19 protein-coding genes are annotated in these 19,944 nt (G+C 61.7%); 1 reads left to right on the forward strand and 18 read right to left on the reverse strand.

Annotated elements, in window-relative coordinates:
- Positions 1–109 precede the first annotated feature (109 nt).
- From VGY55_09825 to ndhC, 14 genes are all read right to left on the reverse strand, one after another.
- Positions 110–1,753 (reverse strand): NADH-quinone oxidoreductase subunit N, encoded by a 1,644-nt coding sequence (locus tag VGY55_09825; protein HEV2970278.1) that lies wholly within the window; start codon positions 1,751–1,753, stop codon positions 110–112.
- Positions 1,750–3,507 (reverse strand): NADH-quinone oxidoreductase subunit M, encoded by a 1,758-nt coding sequence (locus VGY55_09830; protein HEV2970279.1) that lies wholly within the window; start codon positions 3,505–3,507, stop codon positions 1,750–1,752. Before VGY55_09830 ends, VGY55_09825 begins: the two co-directional genes overlap by 4 nt.
- A complete protein-coding gene (nuoL, locus tag VGY55_09835; protein ID HEV2970280.1) occupies positions 3,504–5,714 on the reverse strand; it encodes an NADH-quinone oxidoreductase subunit L in 2,211 nt (736 codons plus the stop codon). The genes VGY55_09830 and nuoL overlap by 4 nt, the downstream gene beginning before the upstream one ends.
- A gap of 4 nt (positions 5,715–5,718) precedes the next feature.
- Positions 5,719–6,162: an NADH-quinone oxidoreductase subunit NuoK gene (nuoK, locus tag VGY55_09840; protein HEV2970281.1), complete on the reverse strand. Its 444-nt coding sequence runs from the start codon at positions 6,160–6,162 to the stop codon at positions 5,719–5,721.
- The gene (locus VGY55_09845; GenBank protein ID HEV2970282.1) at positions 6,155–6,946 is read right to left on the reverse strand and encodes an NADH-quinone oxidoreductase subunit J; all 792 of its coding nucleotides are present in this window, start codon (positions 6,944–6,946) and stop codon (positions 6,155–6,157) included. The genes nuoK and VGY55_09845 overlap by 8 nt, the downstream gene beginning before the upstream one ends.
- A gap of 208 nt (positions 6,947–7,154) precedes the next feature.
- Entirely contained in the window at positions 7,155–7,688 is a 534-nt protein-coding gene (locus VGY55_09850; protein ID HEV2970283.1) for an NADH-quinone oxidoreductase subunit I, read from the reverse strand.
- Positions 7,689–8,927, reverse strand: coding sequence for an NADH-quinone oxidoreductase subunit NuoH (gene nuoH, locus VGY55_09855; protein ID HEV2970284.1), 1,239 nt, complete (start codon positions 8,925–8,927; stop codon positions 7,689–7,691).
- A gap of 211 nt (positions 8,928–9,138) precedes the next feature.
- Entirely contained in the window at positions 9,139–10,755 is a 1,617-nt protein-coding gene (locus tag VGY55_09860) for a 2Fe-2S iron-sulfur cluster-binding protein (protein HEV2970285.1), read from the reverse strand.
- Positions 10,756–11,003: 248 nt separating this feature from the next.
- Positions 11,004–12,359 carry an NADH-quinone oxidoreductase subunit NuoF gene (gene nuoF / locus VGY55_09865; GenBank protein HEV2970286.1) on the reverse strand — a complete coding sequence of 452 codons (1,356 nt, stop codon included), beginning with the start codon at positions 12,357–12,359 and terminating at the stop codon, positions 11,004–11,006.
- A gap of 27 nt (positions 12,360–12,386) precedes the next feature.
- A complete protein-coding gene (locus VGY55_09870) occupies positions 12,387–12,890 on the reverse strand; it encodes an NAD(P)H-dependent oxidoreductase subunit E (GenBank protein ID HEV2970287.1) in 504 nt (167 codons plus the stop codon).
- A gap of 6 nt (positions 12,891–12,896) precedes the next feature.
- On the reverse strand, positions 12,897–14,123 hold the full coding sequence (gene nuoD, locus VGY55_09875; protein ID HEV2970288.1) for an NADH dehydrogenase (quinone) subunit D: 1,227 nt from the start codon (positions 14,121–14,123) through the stop codon (positions 12,897–12,899).
- Between the two features lie 9 nt (positions 14,124–14,132).
- The gene (locus VGY55_09880) at positions 14,133–14,630 is read right to left on the reverse strand and encodes an NADH-quinone oxidoreductase subunit C (protein ID HEV2970289.1); all 498 of its coding nucleotides are present in this window, start codon (positions 14,628–14,630) and stop codon (positions 14,133–14,135) included.
- A 99-nt stretch (positions 14,631–14,729) separates the two neighbouring features.
- Entirely contained in the window at positions 14,730–15,296 is a 567-nt protein-coding gene (nuoB, locus tag VGY55_09885) for an NADH-quinone oxidoreductase subunit NuoB (protein ID HEV2970290.1), read from the reverse strand.
- Positions 15,287–15,724 carry an NADH-quinone oxidoreductase subunit A gene (gene ndhC / locus VGY55_09890; protein ID HEV2970291.1) on the reverse strand — a complete coding sequence of 146 codons (438 nt, stop codon included), beginning with the start codon at positions 15,722–15,724 and terminating at the stop codon, positions 15,287–15,289. Before ndhC ends, nuoB begins: the two co-directional genes overlap by 10 nt.
- 428 nt (positions 15,725–16,152) lie before the next feature.
- Between ndhC and VGY55_09895 the strand changes: the two genes are divergently transcribed.
- Positions 16,153–17,349, forward strand: a complete 1,197-nt coding sequence (locus VGY55_09895) for a M20 family metallopeptidase (protein ID HEV2970292.1) — start codon at positions 16,153–16,155, stop codon at positions 17,347–17,349.
- Positions 17,350–17,505: 156 nt separating this feature from the next.
- Here VGY55_09895 and VGY55_09900 read toward each other — a convergent pair whose 3' ends face one another.
- The 4 genes from VGY55_09900 to VGY55_09915 form a co-directional block, all read right to left on the reverse strand.
- Positions 17,506–18,054, reverse strand: coding sequence for a hypothetical protein (locus tag VGY55_09900; GenBank protein HEV2970293.1), 549 nt, complete (start codon positions 18,052–18,054; stop codon positions 17,506–17,508).
- A 125-nt stretch (positions 18,055–18,179) separates the two neighbouring features.
- On the reverse strand, positions 18,180–19,058 hold the full coding sequence (gene metF / locus VGY55_09905) for a methylenetetrahydrofolate reductase [NAD(P)H] (GenBank protein HEV2970294.1): 879 nt from the start codon (positions 19,056–19,058) through the stop codon (positions 18,180–18,182).
- A gap of 84 nt (positions 19,059–19,142) precedes the next feature.
- Positions 19,143–19,415, reverse strand: coding sequence for a 30S ribosomal protein S20 (gene rpsT / locus VGY55_09910; protein HEV2970295.1), 273 nt, complete (start codon positions 19,413–19,415; stop codon positions 19,143–19,145).
- A gap of 48 nt (positions 19,416–19,463) precedes the next feature.
- On the reverse strand, positions 19,464–19,944 hold a 481-nt coding region (locus VGY55_09915; protein HEV2970296.1), incomplete at its 5' end, for a hypothetical protein.

A 19,944-nucleotide genomic window follows, 5' to 3' on the forward strand; every position in this document is an offset into this window, starting at 1 on the left:
TGCGGAGGGTAGTGCCCGAAACGCCGGAATAAAATCGAAAGACCGAGCGAATTAGAGGACGGGAAACGAAATCCTCGTTCCACGCAACGCGTCTTGACCGCCACCCGAGTTACCGGGGCAGACTCGGGCTGGCGGTTTTCTCAAGCGGCAATGGCTCGCCGGACAGCGAGACGGGGATTCTCACGTCCTTGTCGGTGTCTCTCGGTTGAAACTGCTGAACCGTGCGGCCGGCCTGGTCTGCGGCGTTGAGCGCGGGGCCCCAATCGAGTCCGACCGCCAGCACCAAGAGCGCGCAGGCGACCATCGCCAACCACGCGCCCGGCCCGCCTTCCGCTTTGGCGGTCGTCACCGGCGAGCGGAAATACATCACGGCGACGATCCGCAGATAATAGGCCATCGCGATCGCCGCGTTCAACACGCCGATGATCGCCAGGGCGACGAACCACATCCCCAGCGAGCCACCAGTTCCCCCGACTTCGAGCGCTCCGGTGAAGAGCGTGAGCTTTCCCCAGAAGCCGGCCAGCGGCGGCACTCCCGCCAGACTAAACATCGAAATCGCCAGCGCCAGCGCGGCCAGCGGTCGAGTACGACCGAGGCCGGCCAATTCGTCGACGCCATCCACTTGCCGGTCCTGCGACCCAAGGTATTTCAACGACGCGAAGGCCCCGATCGTCGCCAGGCAGTAGACTGCCAGATAAAAGAGCGCGGTCCCGACGCCGTTGATTCCGACGCGGGCCGGTGACGTTCCCGCCGCCGTCGTCGCAAACCCGACCGCCACGCCGATCAGCATGTATCCGCCATGCGCGATCGACGAATACGCCAGCAGCCGGCGGATGTTGTCCTGCCAGAGGGCCAGCACGTTGCCAAGCGTCATCGTCAGCACGGCCATCACGAGCGCCACGCGCCAGCCGAGCCCCTGCAACTCGCCGCCCGGCATCGACACCATGACCACCCGCACCAGCACCAAGAGCCCCGCGATCTTGGGAAGCGTCGAGAGCAAGCCGGCGTTTGGATGGTTCGTTCCCTGATAGACGTCGGGGGCGTAGAAGTGAAACGGCACGGCCGTCATGCGGAAACCAAGGCCGGCGAACACCAACAGCATCGCCACGGGGGCGAGCTTTCCGTACATCGAGGCCGCGCCCTCCTGCAATTGCGACGCTTCGCTCAATCGCTCGAAAAGATGATCCAACCGCGTCGAGCCGGCTAGGCCATAGAGAAAGCTGAAGCCGTAGAGCAGCAAGGCCGACGAGAGGATGCTGAGGAAAAAGTATTTCGCCGTGGCCTCTTGCCCCGACGCATCGCGCCGGCCAAGGTACAGCACAACGTAGGTTGGGATTGAGATCAATTCCAAGCCGAGAAACAAGACAACCAGGTCGTAGCCCGCGGCCACCAGCATCAATCCGGCGACGATCAGCAGCAGCGAGCCGACGTATTCGGCCGCCGGGCGAACCGTCTTGGAATGCGACGAAAGCATGACGAACAACAGGCCGAAGAGTAGGATGGCCCAGCGGGCCGTATGGCCGAAAACATCGTGCGTGATCGGCCCGCTGATCCACGGAGCGATCCCGTGGAGCGGCAGAGCGCGGCCGTCCTGGTAGAAGACGACGGCCGCGGCAATGAGTATCGCGCCCCCGGCGACCATATTTGGACGAAAGTGCTTGGGAAAGAACGCCCCCATCAAATAAATGATCGTTGCCGCGGCGAGCAGCAGCGCTTCTGGAAGCAACAAATAAAGCGTTCCCAGATCGGTCATGGCTGCGGCGCTCCTGGACGAACGGGAACGTGCGCCGCTAGCCCCGACGAAGAGGTCGAGGGCCGGGTGCTCGCCGCGTACTGCCGTTCAAAGCGATCGCTGACGGTTGTCGTTACATTTTGCACCGCCGGAGCGACCGGCCCGAGGAACGTGCCCGGCGCTATGCCAATCCAGAACACAAATACGGCTAGCGGCGCAAGCGCCAGAACCTCGCGGAGGTTCATGTCGCGCACCGAGTGTTCTATGGCTGGAAGCGCATGAGTGTACTCCTCACGCTCCGCGTGAGCATTCTCCCTCGCGCGGAGCGTGAGGGGTTCACTGCCTGACTCCGGCTCGCGCAGTGATCCAAAAAACACACGCTGCACGAGCCAGAGCATGTACCACGCTCCGAGAACGACGCCCGATACGGCCAGCACCGCGATCACGAGCAGTTGCCAGCCCAATCCGGGCGGAGATTGCGACCAGCCGCGCTGAAACATACCCAACAGAATCGGGAACTCGCCAGAGAAGCCGTTCAGCCCTGGCAGCCCGATGCTCGAAAACGTGAACAGCAGCATGAAGAACGTCAGCCGCGGCATTCGACGGGCGATCCCACCCAGATCGGAAATCTGCCGCGTGTGATAGCGATCGTAGAGCATGCCGATCAGGGCGAACAGCGCCCCGGTCGAGATGCCATGATTGAGCATCTGCAACACGCCCCCTTGCACGCCGGGTGAGTTGAGCGCGAAGATGCCCAACATGCAAAAGCCCAGATGGCTGACGCTCGAGCAAGCCACCAGCCGCTTCATGTCGGTTTGCGCGAGCGCCAAGAGCGCCCCGTAAACGATCCCAATCACCGAGAGCCATAAGAGCCAGGGGATGCAGATTGCCGCGGCCTCGGGAAGCATCGGCAGGCTGAACCGCAGGAATCCGTAGCAGCCGATCTTGAGCAGGATGCCGGCCAGGAGCACGCTTCCCGCGGCCGGGGCCTGCGTGTGGGCCAGCGGCAGCCAGGTGTGCAGCGGAAACAACGGCACTTTGATCGCGAACCCGGCGAAGAGAGCGAGAAACACAATCAACTGCAGATACGCGTGTTCGGCATCGTTTGGCAGAGGATGGGCGGCGAGCGCGGCCGTCAGCTTCGGAATCGAAAACGTCAATGCGTGCTCAGGCGAGGTCGAGTATTGCCAGAGCACGATCGTCAGCAGGCCGAGAAACGTAAGCACACTCCCGGCAAACGTGAACAGGAAGAACTTCAAGGCCGCATGACGCCGCTCCTCGCTCCCCCAGATCCCGATCAGGAAGAACAGCGGAATCAAAGTGAACTCGAAGAAAACGTAAAACAGGATGATGTCGCGAGCGGCGAACACGCCGAGCATCCCCATCTCAAGCAGCAGGAGCATCGCGTAATACGCTGCCGGCCGCTCGCGGATCGAATCCCAACTGATCAGCACGGCGGTGAACGTGAGCAGTGCCCCCAGCCCGAACAGCCAGAGGCTCAGCCCGTCCAATCCGACGCTGAACTCGATGTTGATCGGCGAATGGTTGCCGAACCAGGGAAGTTCGCTACTGGCGAAGACGGGCGCCTGGCCGGCAACAATACCCGCGGCATGCGGATAACGAACCACTAGCACTACCGCCAGCGCTAGCGTAACCACGCTCGTGATCAGTGCGCTTTGCCGCACGATCGCCTGACCCCACGGCGCAAGCACGGCGACCAGCGCCACTCCGACCAGCGGAAAGAAGATCGTGGTTAGAAGGAGCGATTCGTTCATTTTGCGGGCCAGACGATTAGGGCGCCGATGAGGACCAGGAGGCCGAGAATCATTGCCAGCCCGTAAAACTGCACGACGCCGTTTTGCAGCGATCGTAGCGAGCGGCCAATCACGGGCGGGATCGCGCCGGCGAAATCCACCAAACCGTCGACCACCCAACGGTCAAACCAGTTGCTCGCGGCGGCCAGCGTCGCCAGCGGCCGAACGACGAGCCAATCGTAAATCGGGTCGAAGAAGAATTTGCCATACGACAGCCAATAGAGCGGGCGAATCGCTCCGGCCAGCCACGTCACCTGCCGGCGGTCGCCCAAGTAGAGGAACGCCGCGCCGCCGATGCCCACCAGCGCCAAGAGCGTGCTGGCCACCGCCACGAAGTCGTGAATCCGCTCGCGATTCTCCAAGGCTGCCTCGGTGGAATCCGGCCGCGGCACGAAGTACCAGGCCAGCGAGGGTGTCTCCGCGATCAGACTGCTGAACCAACCGAGCAGCAAGAAGCCGACCACGGTAGCGCAAACCGCGAGCACGACAAGCGGAATCGTCATCGCAGGCGGAGATTCATGGGCGTGATGCCTTGCCTCGTCAGGAATCTTCTCCGGTCCAAGGAAAGTGAGGAACAGCGCCCGGAATGTGTAAAAGGCCGTGAGGAGCGCCGTGAACATCGCGATCCAGAACAACGCCAAGTGGAATTGCGCCGCAGTGAGGCCAGCGATCCCGAGCACGCTTTGCGATCCGTGCTGCGACCGTTCGTAAAGCGTGGCCAGGATTCCATCTTTGCTCCAAAAGCCAGCAAACGGCCACACGCCGGCGAGTGCGAGCGAGCCGACCACAAACGTCCAGAAGGTAATCGGCATCAGCCGCCGCAGGCCGCCGAACCGCCGCATGTCGATCACGCCCCCCATCGCGTGCATCACGCTGCCTGCTCCGAGGAACAACAGGGCCTTGAAGAACGCGTGGGTGAACAGATGAAACATGCCGAATACGATTCCCGGCAGCACGCCGATGCCGAGGCCGAGAAACATGTAGCCGAGTTGGCTGATCGTCGAATAGGCGAGCACGCGCTTGAGATCGGTTTGCGTCACCGCGATCAGCCCAGCCAGGAGGGCCGTGAAGCAGCCGACGATCGCCACGACGTGCTGCGCCTGCGGCGCGGCGACGAACAGCGGCGTGCAGCGAGTGACCATGTAAACCCCCGCGGTGACCATCGTTGCCGCGTGAATGAGCGCACTCACGGGTGTCGGGCCTTCCATCGCGTCGGGGAGCCAGATGTGTAACGGGAATTGGGCGCTCTTGCCGCAAGCGCCGAGCAGCAGCAACAGGCAGATTGCCGCGCCAACCTTGCCGCCGACGTAGCCATCGCCGGCGCCGGCGGTAAGGCGAGTTTGCCCGAGGACGCCGATCGTCTCGACGGCGGCAGTTCCTTGGCTCGCCGCCGCCGTCCCCTGAGCGCTGGGCAGCAGAGTGTCGTGAAAATCGAGCGTGCCGTATGTCGTCCAGATCAAGAACAGCCCGAGCGCAAAGCCGAAGTCGCCGACGCGGTTGACCAAGAATGCTTTCTTGCCCGCCGCGACCGCCTCGGGCTTCTGATACCAAAAACCGACCAGCAAATAGCTGCACAGCCCGACCGCCTCCCAGAACACATAGAGCAAGGCAAAGTTGCTCACGGAGACGAGCATCGTCATCGAAAAGACGAACAGGCCGATGAAGCTGAAGAATCGCCAATAGCCCGGATCGCCGTGCATGTAGCCGATCGAATAGATGGCGACGAGCGTGGAGATGAACGTGACCATGGCGAGCATGATGGCGGTGAGCGGATCGGCCCGTAGCGTCACCTCGATTTTGAAATCGCGGCTCTTGCTGGGAGAAATGCCGGGAGCGACTATCGGCCTGGTCTCGATCGAATTGGCTTCGACACTCGCGGGATGCACCGAGCGGGAAGGATAGGCCTCGGCGATGTTGGCCCATTGCCAAAGCGTGAACGTTCGCTCGAAGCCGACCTCACTCTTGGCCGCGCTCTTCGACGCATCATCGACACCGGAACTGACTTCCCTTAAGAGCGCGAGGCTCAATAGGAACGAGATTGCCAGCGCGGCGACGACCGGCAGATGGCTGCGAGCCTTTAGCAGCCAGCCGAAGCAGCCGACAATCACCGCCGCCGCCAGCGGCAAGAGCGGAATCAGGATCAGGAGGCTTTGCATCATGTCGTTCATTTACTCAAACGTGCTCTCGATGCAGCTCTTCATCGGGCAAGGTCGGAGGCTCGACGCCGGCGGGCGTCAGATGCGGCCAGGCTTTCGGCGTTTCGCGGAACTCCGGCAGCTCCGCGTCGGTATAGGGAGGCAGATTGCTCTCTCGCAGATCGTGCCAGGCATCGATGTCCAGCTTGCCGTTGCGATGATAGAGCATCAGCACTAGCGCCAACGCGATGGCCGCCTCGCAGGCGGCGACCGTGAGGCTGAAGATCACTAGGATCTGGCCTCCCCAATCGTTGTGGAACCGTCCCCAGGCGATCAGGCTCACCGAGACGCCCTGCAGCATCATCTCGGCCGCCAGGAACATGACGATCATATTCCGCCGGCTCAAAAAGCCCACCAGCCCGATGCCGAATAGCAGCGCGCCGACCAAGAGCGAGTTGAACAACAGCGCGGATTCATCCATGCGTTGGCTCCTTGGCGCGGGCCGCGCTCGCCTGGGGCTCGCGGCTAAACGAACCGAGCCCGTCCTGCTTCATAGTTCGTACTTCGTACTTCGTACTTTCGCTCGCTCTCTGGTGCCCCACCATCGCCACGGCGCCGACGAGCGCGACGAGCAGCAGCGTGCCCGCCACTTCGACCGGGATCAGATAGCGGCTGAACAATTCCGCTCCGAGATGGGCGACGTGCTCGTCGGACAAGATGTTCTGGGGCAATTCGGCGGGCGATTTGACCGGCACTTTGTCGAGCGCCGAGCCGACAAATGCCATCGTCAGAACGCCGACGAGCACGGCGCCCGTGGCGGATGCCAAGAGCGGCTCCCAGGAGATGCGGTCGTAAAACGCCCGGCCGCTCGCTTGGGCCAGCATCAAGACGAACAGAAACGTCACCAAGATCGCCCCCGCATAGACGACGATCGTCGCCACCGCGAGGAACTGGGCCCCTTGAAACAGAAACAATCCGGCGGTGCCCAAGAGCGAGAGAGCGAACCAGACGGCGCAATACACGGGGCTGCGGAATGTCACAGCCGCGCCAGCCGAGACCAATGTCACTGCCGCCAGGGTCCAAAACAGAGCGTTACTGCTCCAACCCGGCAGCCGCCAGAGCAGCGAGCCAAACAATCCTAAGCTCACCAGACCGAGTAGTACCCCGAGCATCCGGCCGGGGGCCGTGCCGCGCGGCAGCATCAGCCAGACGCCGATTGCACCGGTCGCAGCCGCCGCGGCGATGATGGCTTGGTTGTGATCCATGAGAGACAGAGGTCAGAGGTCGGAGGCCAGAGGTCAGAGGTCAGACGTTAGCCGGTTCGCTTGTCTTCGACCCTGAGGCTCAGACCGAAGGGCGAACCGATGTGCCATGGCTTTGGAATTGGATATGTTGGAGTTCAGCTTTCAGGCTGCTGCCCGCAGGCTAAAGCCTGAACTCCAACGCTTGATCGGAAAGCTAATGTGATTTCATCTACAACGTCCCGCCAAGCTTGGCCGATTGCATCGGCTCGTGGTCTTTGGTTTGGTCGAACACGCTCAACAGTTTTTCCTTGTCGAAGATCATTTCCTCGCGGCTGCGGCCGGTCAGGTCCATGAAACTGGTCAGCTCGATCGCATCGACCGGACAGGCCTCTTCGCACATCCCGCAGTAGATGCAGCGCAGCTCGTCGATCGAGAAGCTCTCGGGGTATTTTTCTCGATCGGGCCAGGGGCTTTCCACGCCGACGATGTCGATGCAATGGGCCGGGCAGGCCGTGGCGCAGAGAAAGCAGGCCACGCACTTCACCCGCCCTTGCGAATCCTTGTTGAGCCGATGCACACCGCGATAGATTAGCGGGTTGCCAATCTTGGGGCGCTCCTCGGGAAAGCTCTGCGTCACCTTGGGGCTGAATAGGTGCTTGATCGTCGTGCCTAGCCCTCCGACGAACAAGGGCAGATACATCCGGCCGGAAAGGCCGAGCTGCGGGTCTTCGATCCAACGGATGCTCGTGTCGTCAGGTTTCATTTAGTCTCTCAACTCAAACTCGCTGTCCCAGGGGCTGATTTCGCTTCGCGGGCGGTTATCGGTCGCAAGCGGCGCCGTAAGTCCGGCTAGCGCCCAAGCCAGGACCATCACGATCCAACTGATCGCCGCCGGGACCCACATGCTGTCGGTGCCGATCGCTCGAGCCAGCGGCCCGCGGTACTCCAGAAGCACGGCAATCGTCACCAGGTTCACCAGTCCCAACGGCAGCATCACCTTCCAGGCCAGCGCCATCAACTGATCGAAGCGAAACCGCGGCCAGCTCCAGCGGACCACCATGAAAAACAGGATCACTCCGAGCACCTTTACCCCCAGCACGATGATCCGCAGGATGGCGATCGGCCATGTCACGTCGTTGGCCGAGCCGGTCAGGCCCCAAAAATGCCAGCCACCGAGGAAGAGGATCACGATCAGAAATGCCGCCGTAAGCATGTGCAAAAACTCGGCGATCAAAAACAGCAGCAGTTTCATACCGGAATACTCGGTGTGATAGCCGCCGATCAGTTCCTGCTCTGCCTCGGGCAGATCGAACGGCAAACGGGCGGCCTCGGCAAACGAGGCGACCATGAACACGATCAGACCCAATGGCTGCACGAACGCATTCCATACACCGGTCGTCGCTTGATCGGAAATAATCCGGTCCAGCCTGAGCGTGCCGCTCGCGAGCACCACGCCGAGAATGCCCAGCCCGAGTGGGATTTCGTAGGCGATCAACTGGGCGCTCGACCGCAAGCCGCCGAGGAAGCTGTATTTGTTGTTGCTCGCCCAGCCCCCAAGAATGACGCCATATACAGCGATGCTCGACAAACCGAACACGTAGATCAGGCCGACGTCGATGTTCGGCGCGACCACCAGCGGCACTGGATCGGGCAAGCCTTGAATCCCCAGCGGCGGCAACACGCTGCCAAACGGGATCACCGCGAAGATCGCCAGCGCTGCCGACATGATGATCACCGGTGCGAGCGCGTACAGGGCCCTATCGACTTGCCCCGGCGTATAGTCTTCCTTGAAGATGAATTTCAGACCGTCGGCCAGCGGCTGACCGAGACCGAACAGGCGGATTTTCGTGAGCGGTATGCCGACGCGGTTCGGCCCGCGGCGATCCTGAATCCAAGCCGCCATCCAGCGCTCGACGAGCACGAGATACGCCGCAGCAGTCATCAGCCCGCCGATGAGCAGGGCAATCTTGATCAGGGCGGCGAAGAAAGTGGCGGTGAGCATGAACATCGAGCCTTTTACGTAGCCCAGGCGTTCACGCCTGGGTTGTCGAATCAAACAATCTTTTTTCAGCCCCGTTCACGGGCTTTCAATTCGTGCGGCTTTAGCCCCTGAAGGGGCAAGGTTTTCGGTGGCCCGGCGGCCCAGGCATAAATGCCTGGGCTACATAAAAACTTGACCTCTGATTTTGATTTGTCGAACGCTTGGACGCCCGTTATGTGGCGCTTGCCAACAAACTGACTTTCAAATCGACTCCGACCGGCGGGACTTCGTCCCCAGCGGCGGCAAAATAGCCGATGTTGGCGGCGATTTCGCTTAGCACCGTGCGCGGATTGTACAAGCCGCGCATTCCAAGCATCCGCCAATACAAATGCCCCTCGATCCAAACGCCGGCCGGCGGCCGGATCGCCCATTCGAATGATTGCAGCCGGTCGGCGAAATTCACATACGAACCGGACCGCTCGGCGAACGAGGCGCCCGGCAGTTGATAAGTCGCCCGCTGCCAGAGCGGCGAATCGAACAAGTCCTGAACGATCAACAATCGCTCGCCGGCGAGCCGCTCGGCCGTCGCATCGTCGATCCAAGGTTCGCGATACCCGCCGGCGACCCACACGGCCTGAATCTTTTCCGCGTCGAGTTGGTCGAGCATTTCGTCGAACGTCATCACAGCGCCGGAAAAGTCTTTGAGCACGGCCTCGACGCCGCGGCGATTCGGGCATTTCTCGGCATGGATCGTGAAACCGCTGGCGAACCGTTCATCCTCGCCGGCCATCGGCACCGGCCCGAGCGCGAGTGGGGCTTCCGGATCGTATTGGCGCACCAGCTTCGCCAATAGATACGCTTCCTCGACCGTCTGGTGCGGCGAAATCACCGCCGCCAACCGCCCCGCCTTCGTCAAGCGAGCGTCCAATTCAGCCGGAATCACCGACCAATCGACATTCACATAACCGGTCGCCTCGTGCCGACGGGCCTCGACCAGCCGCTCCGGGTGGTGAACGTGATGGTAGCCGTAGCGCCCTTCGTCGCACATCCACCATTTGTTGATGAATGGATTCTCGCGAGGGCGGAGGCGATAAACCGTGTCTTGATTCTCGTCGACCAGAATCGAGCAGCCGGTCGAACAGCCGGCGCAAACGCCCGGATGGCTCTGCATGAACCAGACCCGCTGCGTGTAGAGGAAATCCTTGTCTCCCAGCGCTCCGACCGGGCAGAGATCGACCACATTGCCCGACATCTTGTTCGCCAGCGGATGGCCTGGGAAGACGTCGATCTCTTCGTGGCTGCCGCGGTTGATGACCAAAAGCTCTTTCGTGCCGCTGATCTCGCGCGTGAAGCGCACGCAACGGCTGCACATCACGCAGCGATCGACGAACAGCGTCACTGTCTCGCCCAACTCGCGGCGGCGGCTGCTGAAGGGGCGGATGTCGGCCCGGCGCTGGTTCTGGCCATGCTTGAAGTGATAGTCTTGCAGCAGGCATTCGCCGGCCTTGTCGCAGATCGGGCAATCGATCGGGTGATCGATCAGCAAGTCTTCTTCCACCCGAGCGCGGCTCTGCTTGACCGCTTCGCTATTGGTGACGAACACGATTCCGGCCTTGGCGGGCGTTTGGCAGGCGGGGACGAGCTTGGGGATCATCGTGATCGCGCCAGTTTCCGGATGGCGGCTGCCGGTTTCGACGAGGCACATTCGGCAGCTTGCGACCACGGTCAGCCCCGGATGCCAACAGTAATACGGTATCTCGACGCCGGCCCGGCGAGCCGCCTGAATGCCATTCAAGCGCTCGTTGTCGCCGACTTCGACTTCTTTGCCGTCGATTAGCACGATTCCCATGTAATTCCTACTCGATCGGTATGCCGGGGGCGACCGCAGATGGACGCAGATGAACGCAGATCATCGCGGATGACGACGATTGATTCTGAGTGGAAAAGGAAACCAAAAATCCAACGATTCCGAGCGCGTATCGCGGCCAGACTGATTCGAAGTTGAAATCCCTCTCCTGCATTTCTGGCCTCCGCATAAGAAACCTCCGCAATCTGCGCCAATCCGCGTTAATCAGCGTCCATCTGCGGTCGACCTCGTCAATGGGCCGCAAGGATCGGCAGGGCATTAACCGCGTCGGTGACGTTGTATCCCGTGGGGTTGGTGCGTTTGATGTAATCTTCGAACTCGCCGCGGAATTTCCGGATCGCGTTCTTCATCGGCCAGGCCGCGCCGTCCGCCAGCCCGCAGATCGTCGTGCCGGGGATGATGCCGATCGAATCGGCGATTTCCAGCAGCAGGTCGAGGTCGCGGAGCCGGCCGCGGCCGGCCTTGATGCGTTCGAGCATCCGCAGCGCCCAAGCCGTTCCTTCGCGGCATGGAGTGCATTGGCCGCAGCTTTCGTGCTGGAAGAAGCGGCAACTGTTGTGCAGAAAATCGACGATCGAGACGGTCTCGTCGAGCACGACGACCGCGGCGGTCCCCAGGCCGAGGCAGCCGACCTTGCCCGGCCCGGCGAAATCGAGCGGCGTGTCGAGTTCGTCGGCCGACAACAGGCCCATGCTGATCCCGCCGGGGATCGCGGCCTTCGCCTTCCGCCCTTTCCAAACGCCGCCGCCGTATTCGTCGATCAACTGCCGGCAGGTGATCCCCAGCGGGGCCTCGTAGCAGCCGGGCTTGTTCACGTGACCGCTCAGGCAATAAAGCTTGGGCCCGTAGCTCCCCGGATCGCGCGGGTTCTTCGGATCCGCCGGCACTCCGATCGACTTGAACCACTCCGCCCCGCGGCGGGCGATGTGCGTGACGCAAGCGACCGTCTCGATGTTGTTCACGACCGTCGGCTTGCGGAATAGCCCTTCGACGGCCGGAAACGGCGGCTTGATCCGCGGCCACGCCCGTTTACCCTCGAGGCTCTCGATCAGGCCCGTCTCCTCGCCGCAGATATAAGCGGCCGCGCCGCGATGGAGGTAGATATCGAGCGAGAATTGGGTGCCGAGAATGTTCTTTCCCAAGTAGCCGGCGGCATAACATTCGTCGATCGCGGCCTGCAGGCGCTCGTAGCTGAGCGGATACTCGAAGCGAAGGTAGATATACGCAGTGGTGGCCCGCGTGGCGTAGCAGGAGATGATGGTTCCTTCGAGCACCTGATGCGGGTCGTCTTCCATTAGGATGCGGTTGTTGAACGTGCCCGGCTCGCTCTCATCCGCGTTGATGCACATATAGATCGGGCCGGGATGGTCCTTGGGCAGGAAGGTCCATTTCAGCCCGGTGGGAAACCCGGCCCCGCCGCGACCGCGGAGATTGCTCTGCTTGACCAGCTCGGTCGTCGCCGGAGGCGTCATCTCCGTCAGCACCTTGCGCAGCGCCGCGTAGCCGCCGGCAGCTTCATACGCGGCCAGCGTATGGCTGTTCGGCTTTCCGACGTTGGCGAGGAGGACGGGTTCGAAAGTGGGCATCGGGTTTGGGCACGCGGAGCGCACCTACTACGGTTGTCCGTTCGTGCCGCGGCATTGCTCGAGGAATGCGTCGGCTTTTTCGGGTGTCAGGTCTTTGTGCAATGTCTGATTGGCCAACATGCAGGGGGCGAATTCGCAGGCTCCGAGACACTCGGCGAATTCGAGCGTCAGCTTGCCATCGGCCGTTGTTTGTCCCGGTTGAACACCCGCCTTGTGGCAAAGATGTTCCAGAATCTCTTCACCGCCGCGCAATGCGCAGCTCACCGAGCGGCAAATCCAGGCCCGGGTCTTGCCGTGCGGGCGGTCCTGCTTGAAGAGCCCGTAGAACGAGAGCGTGTCTTGTACTTCGGCGGGCGCCAGTTCGAGCAACTCGGCAATCTCCTCGACGGCCGCCAACGGCACGTACCGCAAACGCTCGTTCACAATGTGTAGCGCTGGCAGGGTGACCGCTTGCCGAGTCGGATAGCGCGGAAAATACGCCTTGATGGCGGCAACCATTTCGTCGGTCAAGATACGTTCGGCGGTGGCCATGCTCTTTTAGCGGTCCAATTCCGCCGCGATGATGTTCAGGCTCCCCAGCACGGCTACGATGTCGCTCAGCGTGTGGCCGCGGATCAAATCCGGGAACAAGGCAAAGTGGATGAACGAAGGCGGGCGGCAGCGGGCTCGCCAAGCCACGTCGGTGCCGTTTCCCACGAGATAAAAGCCCAGCTCGCCGTTGGGGGCCTCGATCGCCGAATAGCACTCGTCGTGCGGCACATTGAACCCGCGGTTGCTCATCTCCAGCTCGAAGTGCGAGATCGTCCCTTCGATCGTCGAATAGACCATGCGCTTGTTCGGCAGCGCCGTCCGCTCGCCGATCGCCACGTTGATCGGCCCCGACGGCAGGTTCTCGATCGCCTGCGCCACGATCCGCAGGCTCTCCCGCATCTCGCCCATGCGAACAAGATAGCGGGCGTAGCAATCTCCCGCCTTCGCGCAACAGATCTGGAAATCGAAATCGGCATACGGCAGTTGCGGCTGCGGCTCGTCCTTGCGGAGATCGCGAGTCACTCCGCTGGCGCGAGCGACCGGCCCGCTGGCGCTGCGATTGATCGCTTGGTCCTTCGAGAGCACGCCGACTCCCTTGGTGCGATCGATGAAGATCCGATTGCGGTTCAAGAGCCGCTCCATGTCGTCGAGCGTCTTGGGGAAGTTCTTGACGAACGCCCTCACCTTCTCGACCACCAGCGGCGTCATGTCGTACATCAATCCGCCGACGCGAGTGTAGCTGTTGGTGAACCGCGCGCCGCAGAGGGTCTCGAAAATGTCGTAGAGCACCTCGCGCTGGTAGAAAGCATACATGAAGTAAGTAAACGCCCCGGTGTCGAGCCCCGCCGCTCCATTGCAGAGCAGATGATCGCTGATTCGCGACAGCTCGGCGATGATCACGCGGATGTACTGCGCACGTTTCGGCAGCTCGATTCCCAGCAGCTTCTCGACCGCCCCGTGCCAGGCCACGTTGTTCGACATCGGCGAGATGTAGTTCATCCGGTCGGTGACGGTGACGTATTGGTTATAATCGAGGCTCTCGCCGAGCTTCTCGAATCCGGAATGGAGATAGCCGATGTCGGGCAGGGCGTCGATCACGCGCTCACCGTCGAGCTTGAGCACCAGCCGCAGCGTCGTGTGCGTGGCCGGATGCTGCGGGCCGAAATTGAGCGTCCAGACATAGTCTTTCGACTCGTCCTGAAGCATTTCGGGGTTGGTTGGTGCAATGGCCATTCGCGTTGGCTATGCGTTCTCCCGCGTGAGCACGGGGAAGTTGTGCCGCTCGCCGCGGCCTTGCAATGGGTAATCCTTTCGGAGCGGGAAGGCCGTGAATTCTTCTGGAAGCAGAATCCGCCGCAGGTCGGGATGTCCGGCGAAGGTGATGCCGAACATGTCATACACCTCGCGCTCCATCCAATTCGCGCCTTCCCAAAGCGGCACGGCCGAGGGAACGGTGAGGTCCGGCTCGTTCAAGAAAGTGCGAACTGTGATTCGCTCGTTCGATTCCGTGCCCGCCAGTAGGTAGACAAGCCCGAATCGATCGCTCGCCCCGCGATAGTGCAGATAATCGACGCAGGTGATATCGACCAAGAAATCAAATCGCCGCTCACGGTTGAGGAACTCCAGCACGGCGTAAACCGCGCCTGGCTGAACGACGGCGCGCAGTTCGCCACGAAACTCGCTCGTCTTCACTTCTGGAAAACGGGCCGACAGCGCGGCGATCGTGGCGGGATCGGTCATCTGACATCCTTGGTCCGAGGGACTTTTTCCTCGTAGCTGAATTCGCCAGAATTCAGCCGCATCACGTTTGCATCGGCATCGGAATTCTGGCGAATTCCGCTACAAGATCGGGCTCCGCGCGCCGTCGATCTGCGGCAGCCCGTTGATCTCCACCAGCGCTCGTTTCGGCTGCTGCCGCTTGGCTGAGTCGAATTCCGTCCCCCGCCGCGTCCCTTCCCGTTGAATCTTGTCTTGTAAATCGATGATCGACTGGATCAATTGTTCCGGCCGCGGAGGGCAGCCCGGCACATAGATATCAACCGGAATGAATCGATCGATGCCCTGCACGACGCAGTACGTGTCGAACACGCCTCCGGTCGACGCGCAGGCCCCCATCGAAATGCACCACTTCGGCTCGTGCATCTGCTGCCAAATCCGCTGCAACACCGGCAGCATCTTCATCACTACGCGCCCGGCGACGATCATCAAATCGCACTGCCGCGGGCTGAAGCGAAACACCTCGGCCCCGAAACGGGCGATATCGTGCTTGCTCGCCCCGGTGGCCATCAACTCGATCCCGCAGCAGGCCGTGGCAAAGGGCATCGGCCAAAGGCTGTTCTTGCGGCACCAACTCGCCAACGCGTCGAGTTGGCTCAACATCACGTTTTCGGGCACTTCTACCGCCATCGAAATACCCCTTTTCGCCAAACATAGACGAAGCCCAGCGCCAGCAAGCCGATAAACACCATCGCCTCGCCAAACACCAGCCCGCGGCTTTGCACCAATCCGTGAGCGACGGCCGAATCGATTCCCACCAGCGACTGGCCGGCGGCAGCGGCAATTCCGGGGTCTTCGCCGTGCGGCCGACTGGCGACCGCCCAGGGGTAAAGGAACAGCAGTTCGACGTCAAATACCAGGAAAGCGATCGCCACTAAGTGGAACCGAACGTCGAACCGCCGCCGCGTGTCGTGGATCGGGTCCATGCCGCTTTCATACGGCATTTGCTTGACGGCCGTCCGCCGCCGCGGAGCTAGCAATTTGGCCGGCATTAACAGAGCAACGGAGAGAAGCGTTGCCAGCACAACGAACAAGATGACAGGCAGGATCGTTGCCATAACCGACTTCAAATCTGTAGGTTGCGCCGGCCCAGTGACTTTGTGAATCTTGTCACAAAGTAGCCGTAAGAATCCTACCGACTCGGCGAATCAATCGTCAAGCCGCCCGCTGCGAATGCAGAGACGCTTCATTTCAGCGTAAAAAAAAGAACCCTTCGCAGGTGGGGCAGGAACCTACGAAGGGCAGGAAGCAAGGGCAAGCCCTCGATCCGCGGCTGAGTATCATCATGCAGGGAGTCACTCACAATACCACGGAAAGGGGGTGAGCAGGATATGCAAAAATCTGAAGAAATGTCGCTGCGGAAGGCATACAATCGGATTCGGTCGCCGTTAGCTCTCGGTTAAACGACCGCGATGGCCACCACCTTGGAAAGCACGTTTCGTATGCCGTCGCCCCGGCTTGGAATCCGCAGTGCTTCGATTTCCGCATGACTCTCGATCTGGTCAGCACGCTCCGTGACTTAGTCGCCATCCCGAGCGTCAATCCGATGGGCCGGTCCGTTAGTGGGCCTGAGTATTTCGAGCATCGGCTCACCGATCATCTCGAGCGGTTGTTCCAGCGGCTGGCGCTGCCCATCGAGCGGCAAACGATCGCTCCGCTGCGCGACAACATTCTGGCGAGGGTCGATGGCGACGTACCGCCGGAGCATGGCGGGCCGCTGCTGCTCTTCGAGGTGCATCAAGACACGGTTCCCGTCGAGGGAATGACCATCGAACCGTGGACGCCGGCCACCCGCGACGGCCGACTCTATGGCCGCGGCTCGTGCGATGTGAAAGGGGGCATGGCGGCCATGCTCGGCGCCATCGCGCGATTGGCGGAGGAACGCCCACCGGGCCGCGCCACCGTCGTGCTCGCCTGCACGGTGAACGAGGAGCATGGCTTCACGGGCGCGAGCGGGCTTTGCCGCCTGTGGTCGGGCGAACGGTCGTCGCTCGTCCCACGCGCGCCGGACGCGGCGATCGTGGCCGAGCCGACGCGGCTGGGCATCGTCGTCGCGCACAAGGGCGTCGTCCGCTGGCGTTGCCGCACGAACGGGCGCGCGGCGCACAGCTCGCAGCCCGAAGCCGGAGACAACGCCATTTATCGGATGGCGCCGATCGTGGCGGCGCTCGAGCGCTATCATCGAGAGGTGCTCGGCGGCTCTGCCGCGCATCCGCTCTGCGGCCGGCCGACGCTCAGCTTGGGAACGATCGCCGGAGGAATTAGCGTCAACACGATCCCCGACCAATGCACGATCGAAATCGATCGCCGGCTGCTCCCCGGCGAAGACCCGGCCCGAGCGTATCAGCAGGTGATCGACTACCTATCCGCGACAATCGGCGATAAGGATTCCAGACGCCACATCGAGCATGACCCGCCATTGATGCAAAGTCCTGGGCTTTCCGATGCAGCGAATGGGCCGCTCGCCGAGCGCCTGGCTGAAGCCGTTCGCGGAGTGATCGGCAGCGCGACGAAAACCGGCGTGCCCTTCGGGACCGACGCCGCGGCAATCGCTCGGGCCGGCGTGCCGACGGTCGTATTCGGGCCCGGCTCGATCGACCAAGCGCACACGGCCGACGAATGGGTGCCGCTCGATGAAGTCGCGCAAGCGAGTGAGATTCTTTATCGCTTCGCGCGCCGATAGCCGTGGGACTCAAGGCACAGGTTTCGATTTCCGAGTGTTGGAGTTCAGGCTTTAGCCTGCCGTCTACGCCTAAAGGCTGAACTCCAACGGCCGTCGACCGATGCGCGCTTCGGTTCGCAAGCGAACCGGCTAACGATTGACCTCCGGGCTTCGACTTCAGATTTGAGATTTCAGATTTGGAATCTCAGCAGCCTGCCGCCAGGCGCGGAAGATCATCTTCAAGAAGCTGCTCGAAAGGAACCCGAAGAATCCGCCGAGGATCGCCGACGAGACGGCCCCCACGATCAGCCCCGCGGAGTTTACGTCGGTCCAATAGGCATAGGCCAGACTGCTGAGCGATCCGCCGAGCGCCGCTCCAAGCGCCGTCAGTACGAACACCGACCACCCCAGCGGCGTCCGCTCGCGAAGGCGGCTCGGCGAATTCGCGATTTGAAGAGCGGCGGGGGCAGCGGGCCGCGGCGACACTTCGCTCGTCTCGTTATCGCGGCTCGCTTCGTCGCGCAGCGATGTGCCAATCGCGTTGCCCGCCCCATGCAGGAACACGAGCAACAAGAAGAAGCATAGCCCGACCGAAGCTAGCGGGCCGATTTCGCGCATGAGTCCAAACAGCACGCAACAGCCGGTGACCCCCAACATCAAGGTCCGCAGCCGAAACTGCGGCCATTTCATCGGCCGATGAACCGTTGATGAAATGGGCGCCTGCATTGATCATCCCTTTTGACCGGATCGGATTTACCACGAAGGACACGAAGCGCAACTGATAGATATAACTCTTCGTGTCCTTGGTGCCCTTTGTGGTTTTCAAAGCCGGACTTGTTCCGCGATCAATTCTACACTTTCGCGCCCCAATTCACGCCCTGCAAAACGCGCACCGCGGCCGGGGATTTGTTCAGCACGTAGAAATGAATTCCCGGCACGCCGCCGTCAAGCAATTCCTGAACCTGCCGGGTCGCGAACTCGACCCCGACCTCGAATTGCCACTCGTCGCTGTCCCCCTCGCGTTCGAGCGCCGCAACGAATTTGTCCGGCAGCCGCGCCTTGCAGAGCGCGGTGATCCGCTGGATTTGGCTGAGATTAGTAACCGGCAGGATGCCCGGGACGATCGGCACGCCGATCCCTGAGTTCCGGCAGCGATCGCGGAAGCGGAATAGATCGGCGTTGTCGTAGAACAATTGTGTGATGACCACGTCTCCCCCGGCATCGACTTTCCGCTTGAGATTCTCCAGATCAATCTCGGGGTTCGGCGCCTCTTGGTGTGTCTCCGGATAGCCGGCCACGGCGATGCCGAACTGCGGGAACTCGCCGCGAATCAGCGCGACCAATTCATTACCGTAGCGCAACCCGCCGGCGACAGGCCGGAACGAGCTGTCTCCTTTCGGCGGATCGCCGCGCAGGGCGACGATGTTCTCGATCATCCGCTGGCTCGCCTGCCCGAGGTAATCGCGAAGCTCAGCAACGGTCGAGCCGACGCAGGTGAGGTGCGAAGCGACGGTGCAGCCATAGCGCCGCAGGACTTCGGCGACGATGTCGAGTGTCTTCTTGCGGGTCGAGCCTCCCGCACCGTAAGTGCAGGTGACGAAGCTGGGGCGAAAGACCATCAGCTCATCGAGATGGCGGAACAGCGCCACATCGCCCGCCTCGGTCTTAGGCGGAAACAACTCGAACGACAATCCGAGCTTGCCGGGGCCGTAAGCTTCAGAGACTCGCATATTTTGTAGTCGGCACACTCCGCGTGCCGCGACCGAATGCGGCGGACGGCACACGGAGTGTGCCTGCGACGTTGCGCCGCGCGCTTACTTCTTCCCTTTCGCCGCTTTGAGCCGGGCGGAGATTCGGGATTTGACCCGACTGGCGCGATTCGCATGGATGACCCGGGCCGCAGCGGCCTGATCGAGCTTCTTGGTAGTCAGGCGGAACTCGGTCTCACTCTTCTCGATATCGCCGGCCGTCGCCAGCTCGAGCACCTTGCGAATCCGGGTCTTCAATTCCGACTTCGTGGCCCGATTCCGGGCGCGGCGGACCAAACTCTGACGCAAACGCTTTTTGGCGCCGGCAATATTAGGCATGGATTCACGGCCATCGGGGCTAGAGTCGAAAAAGGGTTCGTGTGCGAATCAACCACCATCGCGCATCTTGTTGATTTTGTCAAGCCGTTCCGAGACGTCTTTGAATCCAAAATCGAGGCCGGCCAGCTCCGTCAAGTACTTTTCTGCCCGATCGAGGTCGGGAGGATTCAACTTGTCCATCGCTAAAACCCCGATACGATACAGGGCCTGCTTTCGCGGCTCTTTGTCCCGGTCTCCCATATGCTCGATGGCCTGGGCAAAGTTGTCGATCGCCAACTTGACTTGCGCGATCGCCTCAAAACATTTGCCCAGCTCGATATGCACGGCAGCCTTCCGCTTGGAATCACCGCGAGCCTCCTGGAAGGCTGGAATTGCCTCGCGAATCTTACCCGCGCGCCGCAGCCGCAGGGCATACTCGAATTTCCACGTGGTGTTGCCTGGATAGCGTTCGCTGCGGGCACGAAAAACCTCCAACTCGACCTTGTTCATTTCCGCGGCCATCTGCCGGGCGCGCTCGCGGTTCTCGTCG

The sequence above is a fragment of the Pirellulales bacterium genome (assembly GCA_035939775.1).
GTDB lineage: Bacteria > Planctomycetota > Planctomycetia > Pirellulales > DATAWG01 > DASZFO01.

Coding starts and splice junctions, on each gene's coding strand:
- VGY55_09825 (HEV2970278.1), bottom strand. CDS start 1,753: ATGACCGATCTGGGAACGCTTTATTTGTTGCTTCCAGAAGCGCTGCTG.
- VGY55_09900 (HEV2970293.1), bottom strand. CDS start 18,054: ATGCAGGCGCCCATTTCATCAACGGTTCATCGGCCGATGAAATGGCCG.
- nuoH (HEV2970284.1), bottom strand. CDS start 8,927: ATGCTCACCGCCACTTTCTTCGCCGCCCTGATCAAGATTGCCCTGCTC.
- rpsT (HEV2970295.1), bottom strand. CDS start 19,415: ATGCCTAATATTGCCGGCGCCAAAAAGCGTTTGCGTCAGAGTTTGGTC.
- VGY55_09880 (HEV2970289.1), bottom strand. CDS start 14,630: ATGACCGATCCCGCCACGATCGCCGCGCTGTCGGCCCGTTTTCCAGAA.
- nuoD (HEV2970288.1), bottom strand. CDS start 14,123: ATGGCCATTGCACCAACCAACCCCGAAATGCTTCAGGACGAGTCGAAA.
- nuoL (HEV2970280.1), bottom strand. CDS start 5,714: ATGAACGACATGATGCAAAGCCTCCTGATCCTGATTCCGCTCTTGCCG.
- VGY55_09845 (HEV2970282.1), bottom strand. CDS start 6,946: ATGGATCACAACCAAGCCATCATCGCCGCGGCGGCTGCGACCGGTGCA.
- nuoK (HEV2970281.1), bottom strand. CDS start 6,162: ATGGATGAATCCGCGCTGTTGTTCAACTCGCTCTTGGTCGGCGCGCTG.
- nuoF (HEV2970286.1), bottom strand. CDS start 12,359: ATGCCCACTTTCGAACCCGTCCTCCTCGCCAACGTCGGAAAGCCGAAC.
- VGY55_09830 (HEV2970279.1), bottom strand. CDS start 3,507: ATGAACGAATCGCTCCTTCTAACCACGATCTTCTTTCCGCTGGTCGGA.
- ndhC (HEV2970291.1), bottom strand. CDS start 15,724: ATGGCAACGATCCTGCCTGTCATCTTGTTCGTTGTGCTGGCAACGCTT.
- nuoB (HEV2970290.1), bottom strand. CDS start 15,296: ATGGCGGTAGAAGTGCCCGAAAACGTGATGTTGAGCCAACTCGACGCG.
- VGY55_09850 (HEV2970283.1), bottom strand. CDS start 7,688: ATGAAACCTGACGACACGAGCATCCGTTGGATCGAAGACCCGCAGCTC.
- VGY55_09860 (HEV2970285.1), bottom strand. CDS start 10,755: ATGGGAATCGTGCTAATCGACGGCAAAGAAGTCGAAGTCGGCGACAAC.
- VGY55_09895 (HEV2970292.1), top strand. CDS start 16,153: ATGACTCTCGATCTGGTCAGCACGCTCCGTGACTTAGTCGCCATCCCG.
- metF (HEV2970294.1), bottom strand. CDS start 19,058: ATGCGAGTCTCTGAAGCTTACGGCCCCGGCAAGCTCGGATTGTCGTTC.
- VGY55_09870 (HEV2970287.1), bottom strand. CDS start 12,890: ATGGCCACCGCCGAACGTATCTTGACCGACGAAATGGTTGCCGCCATC.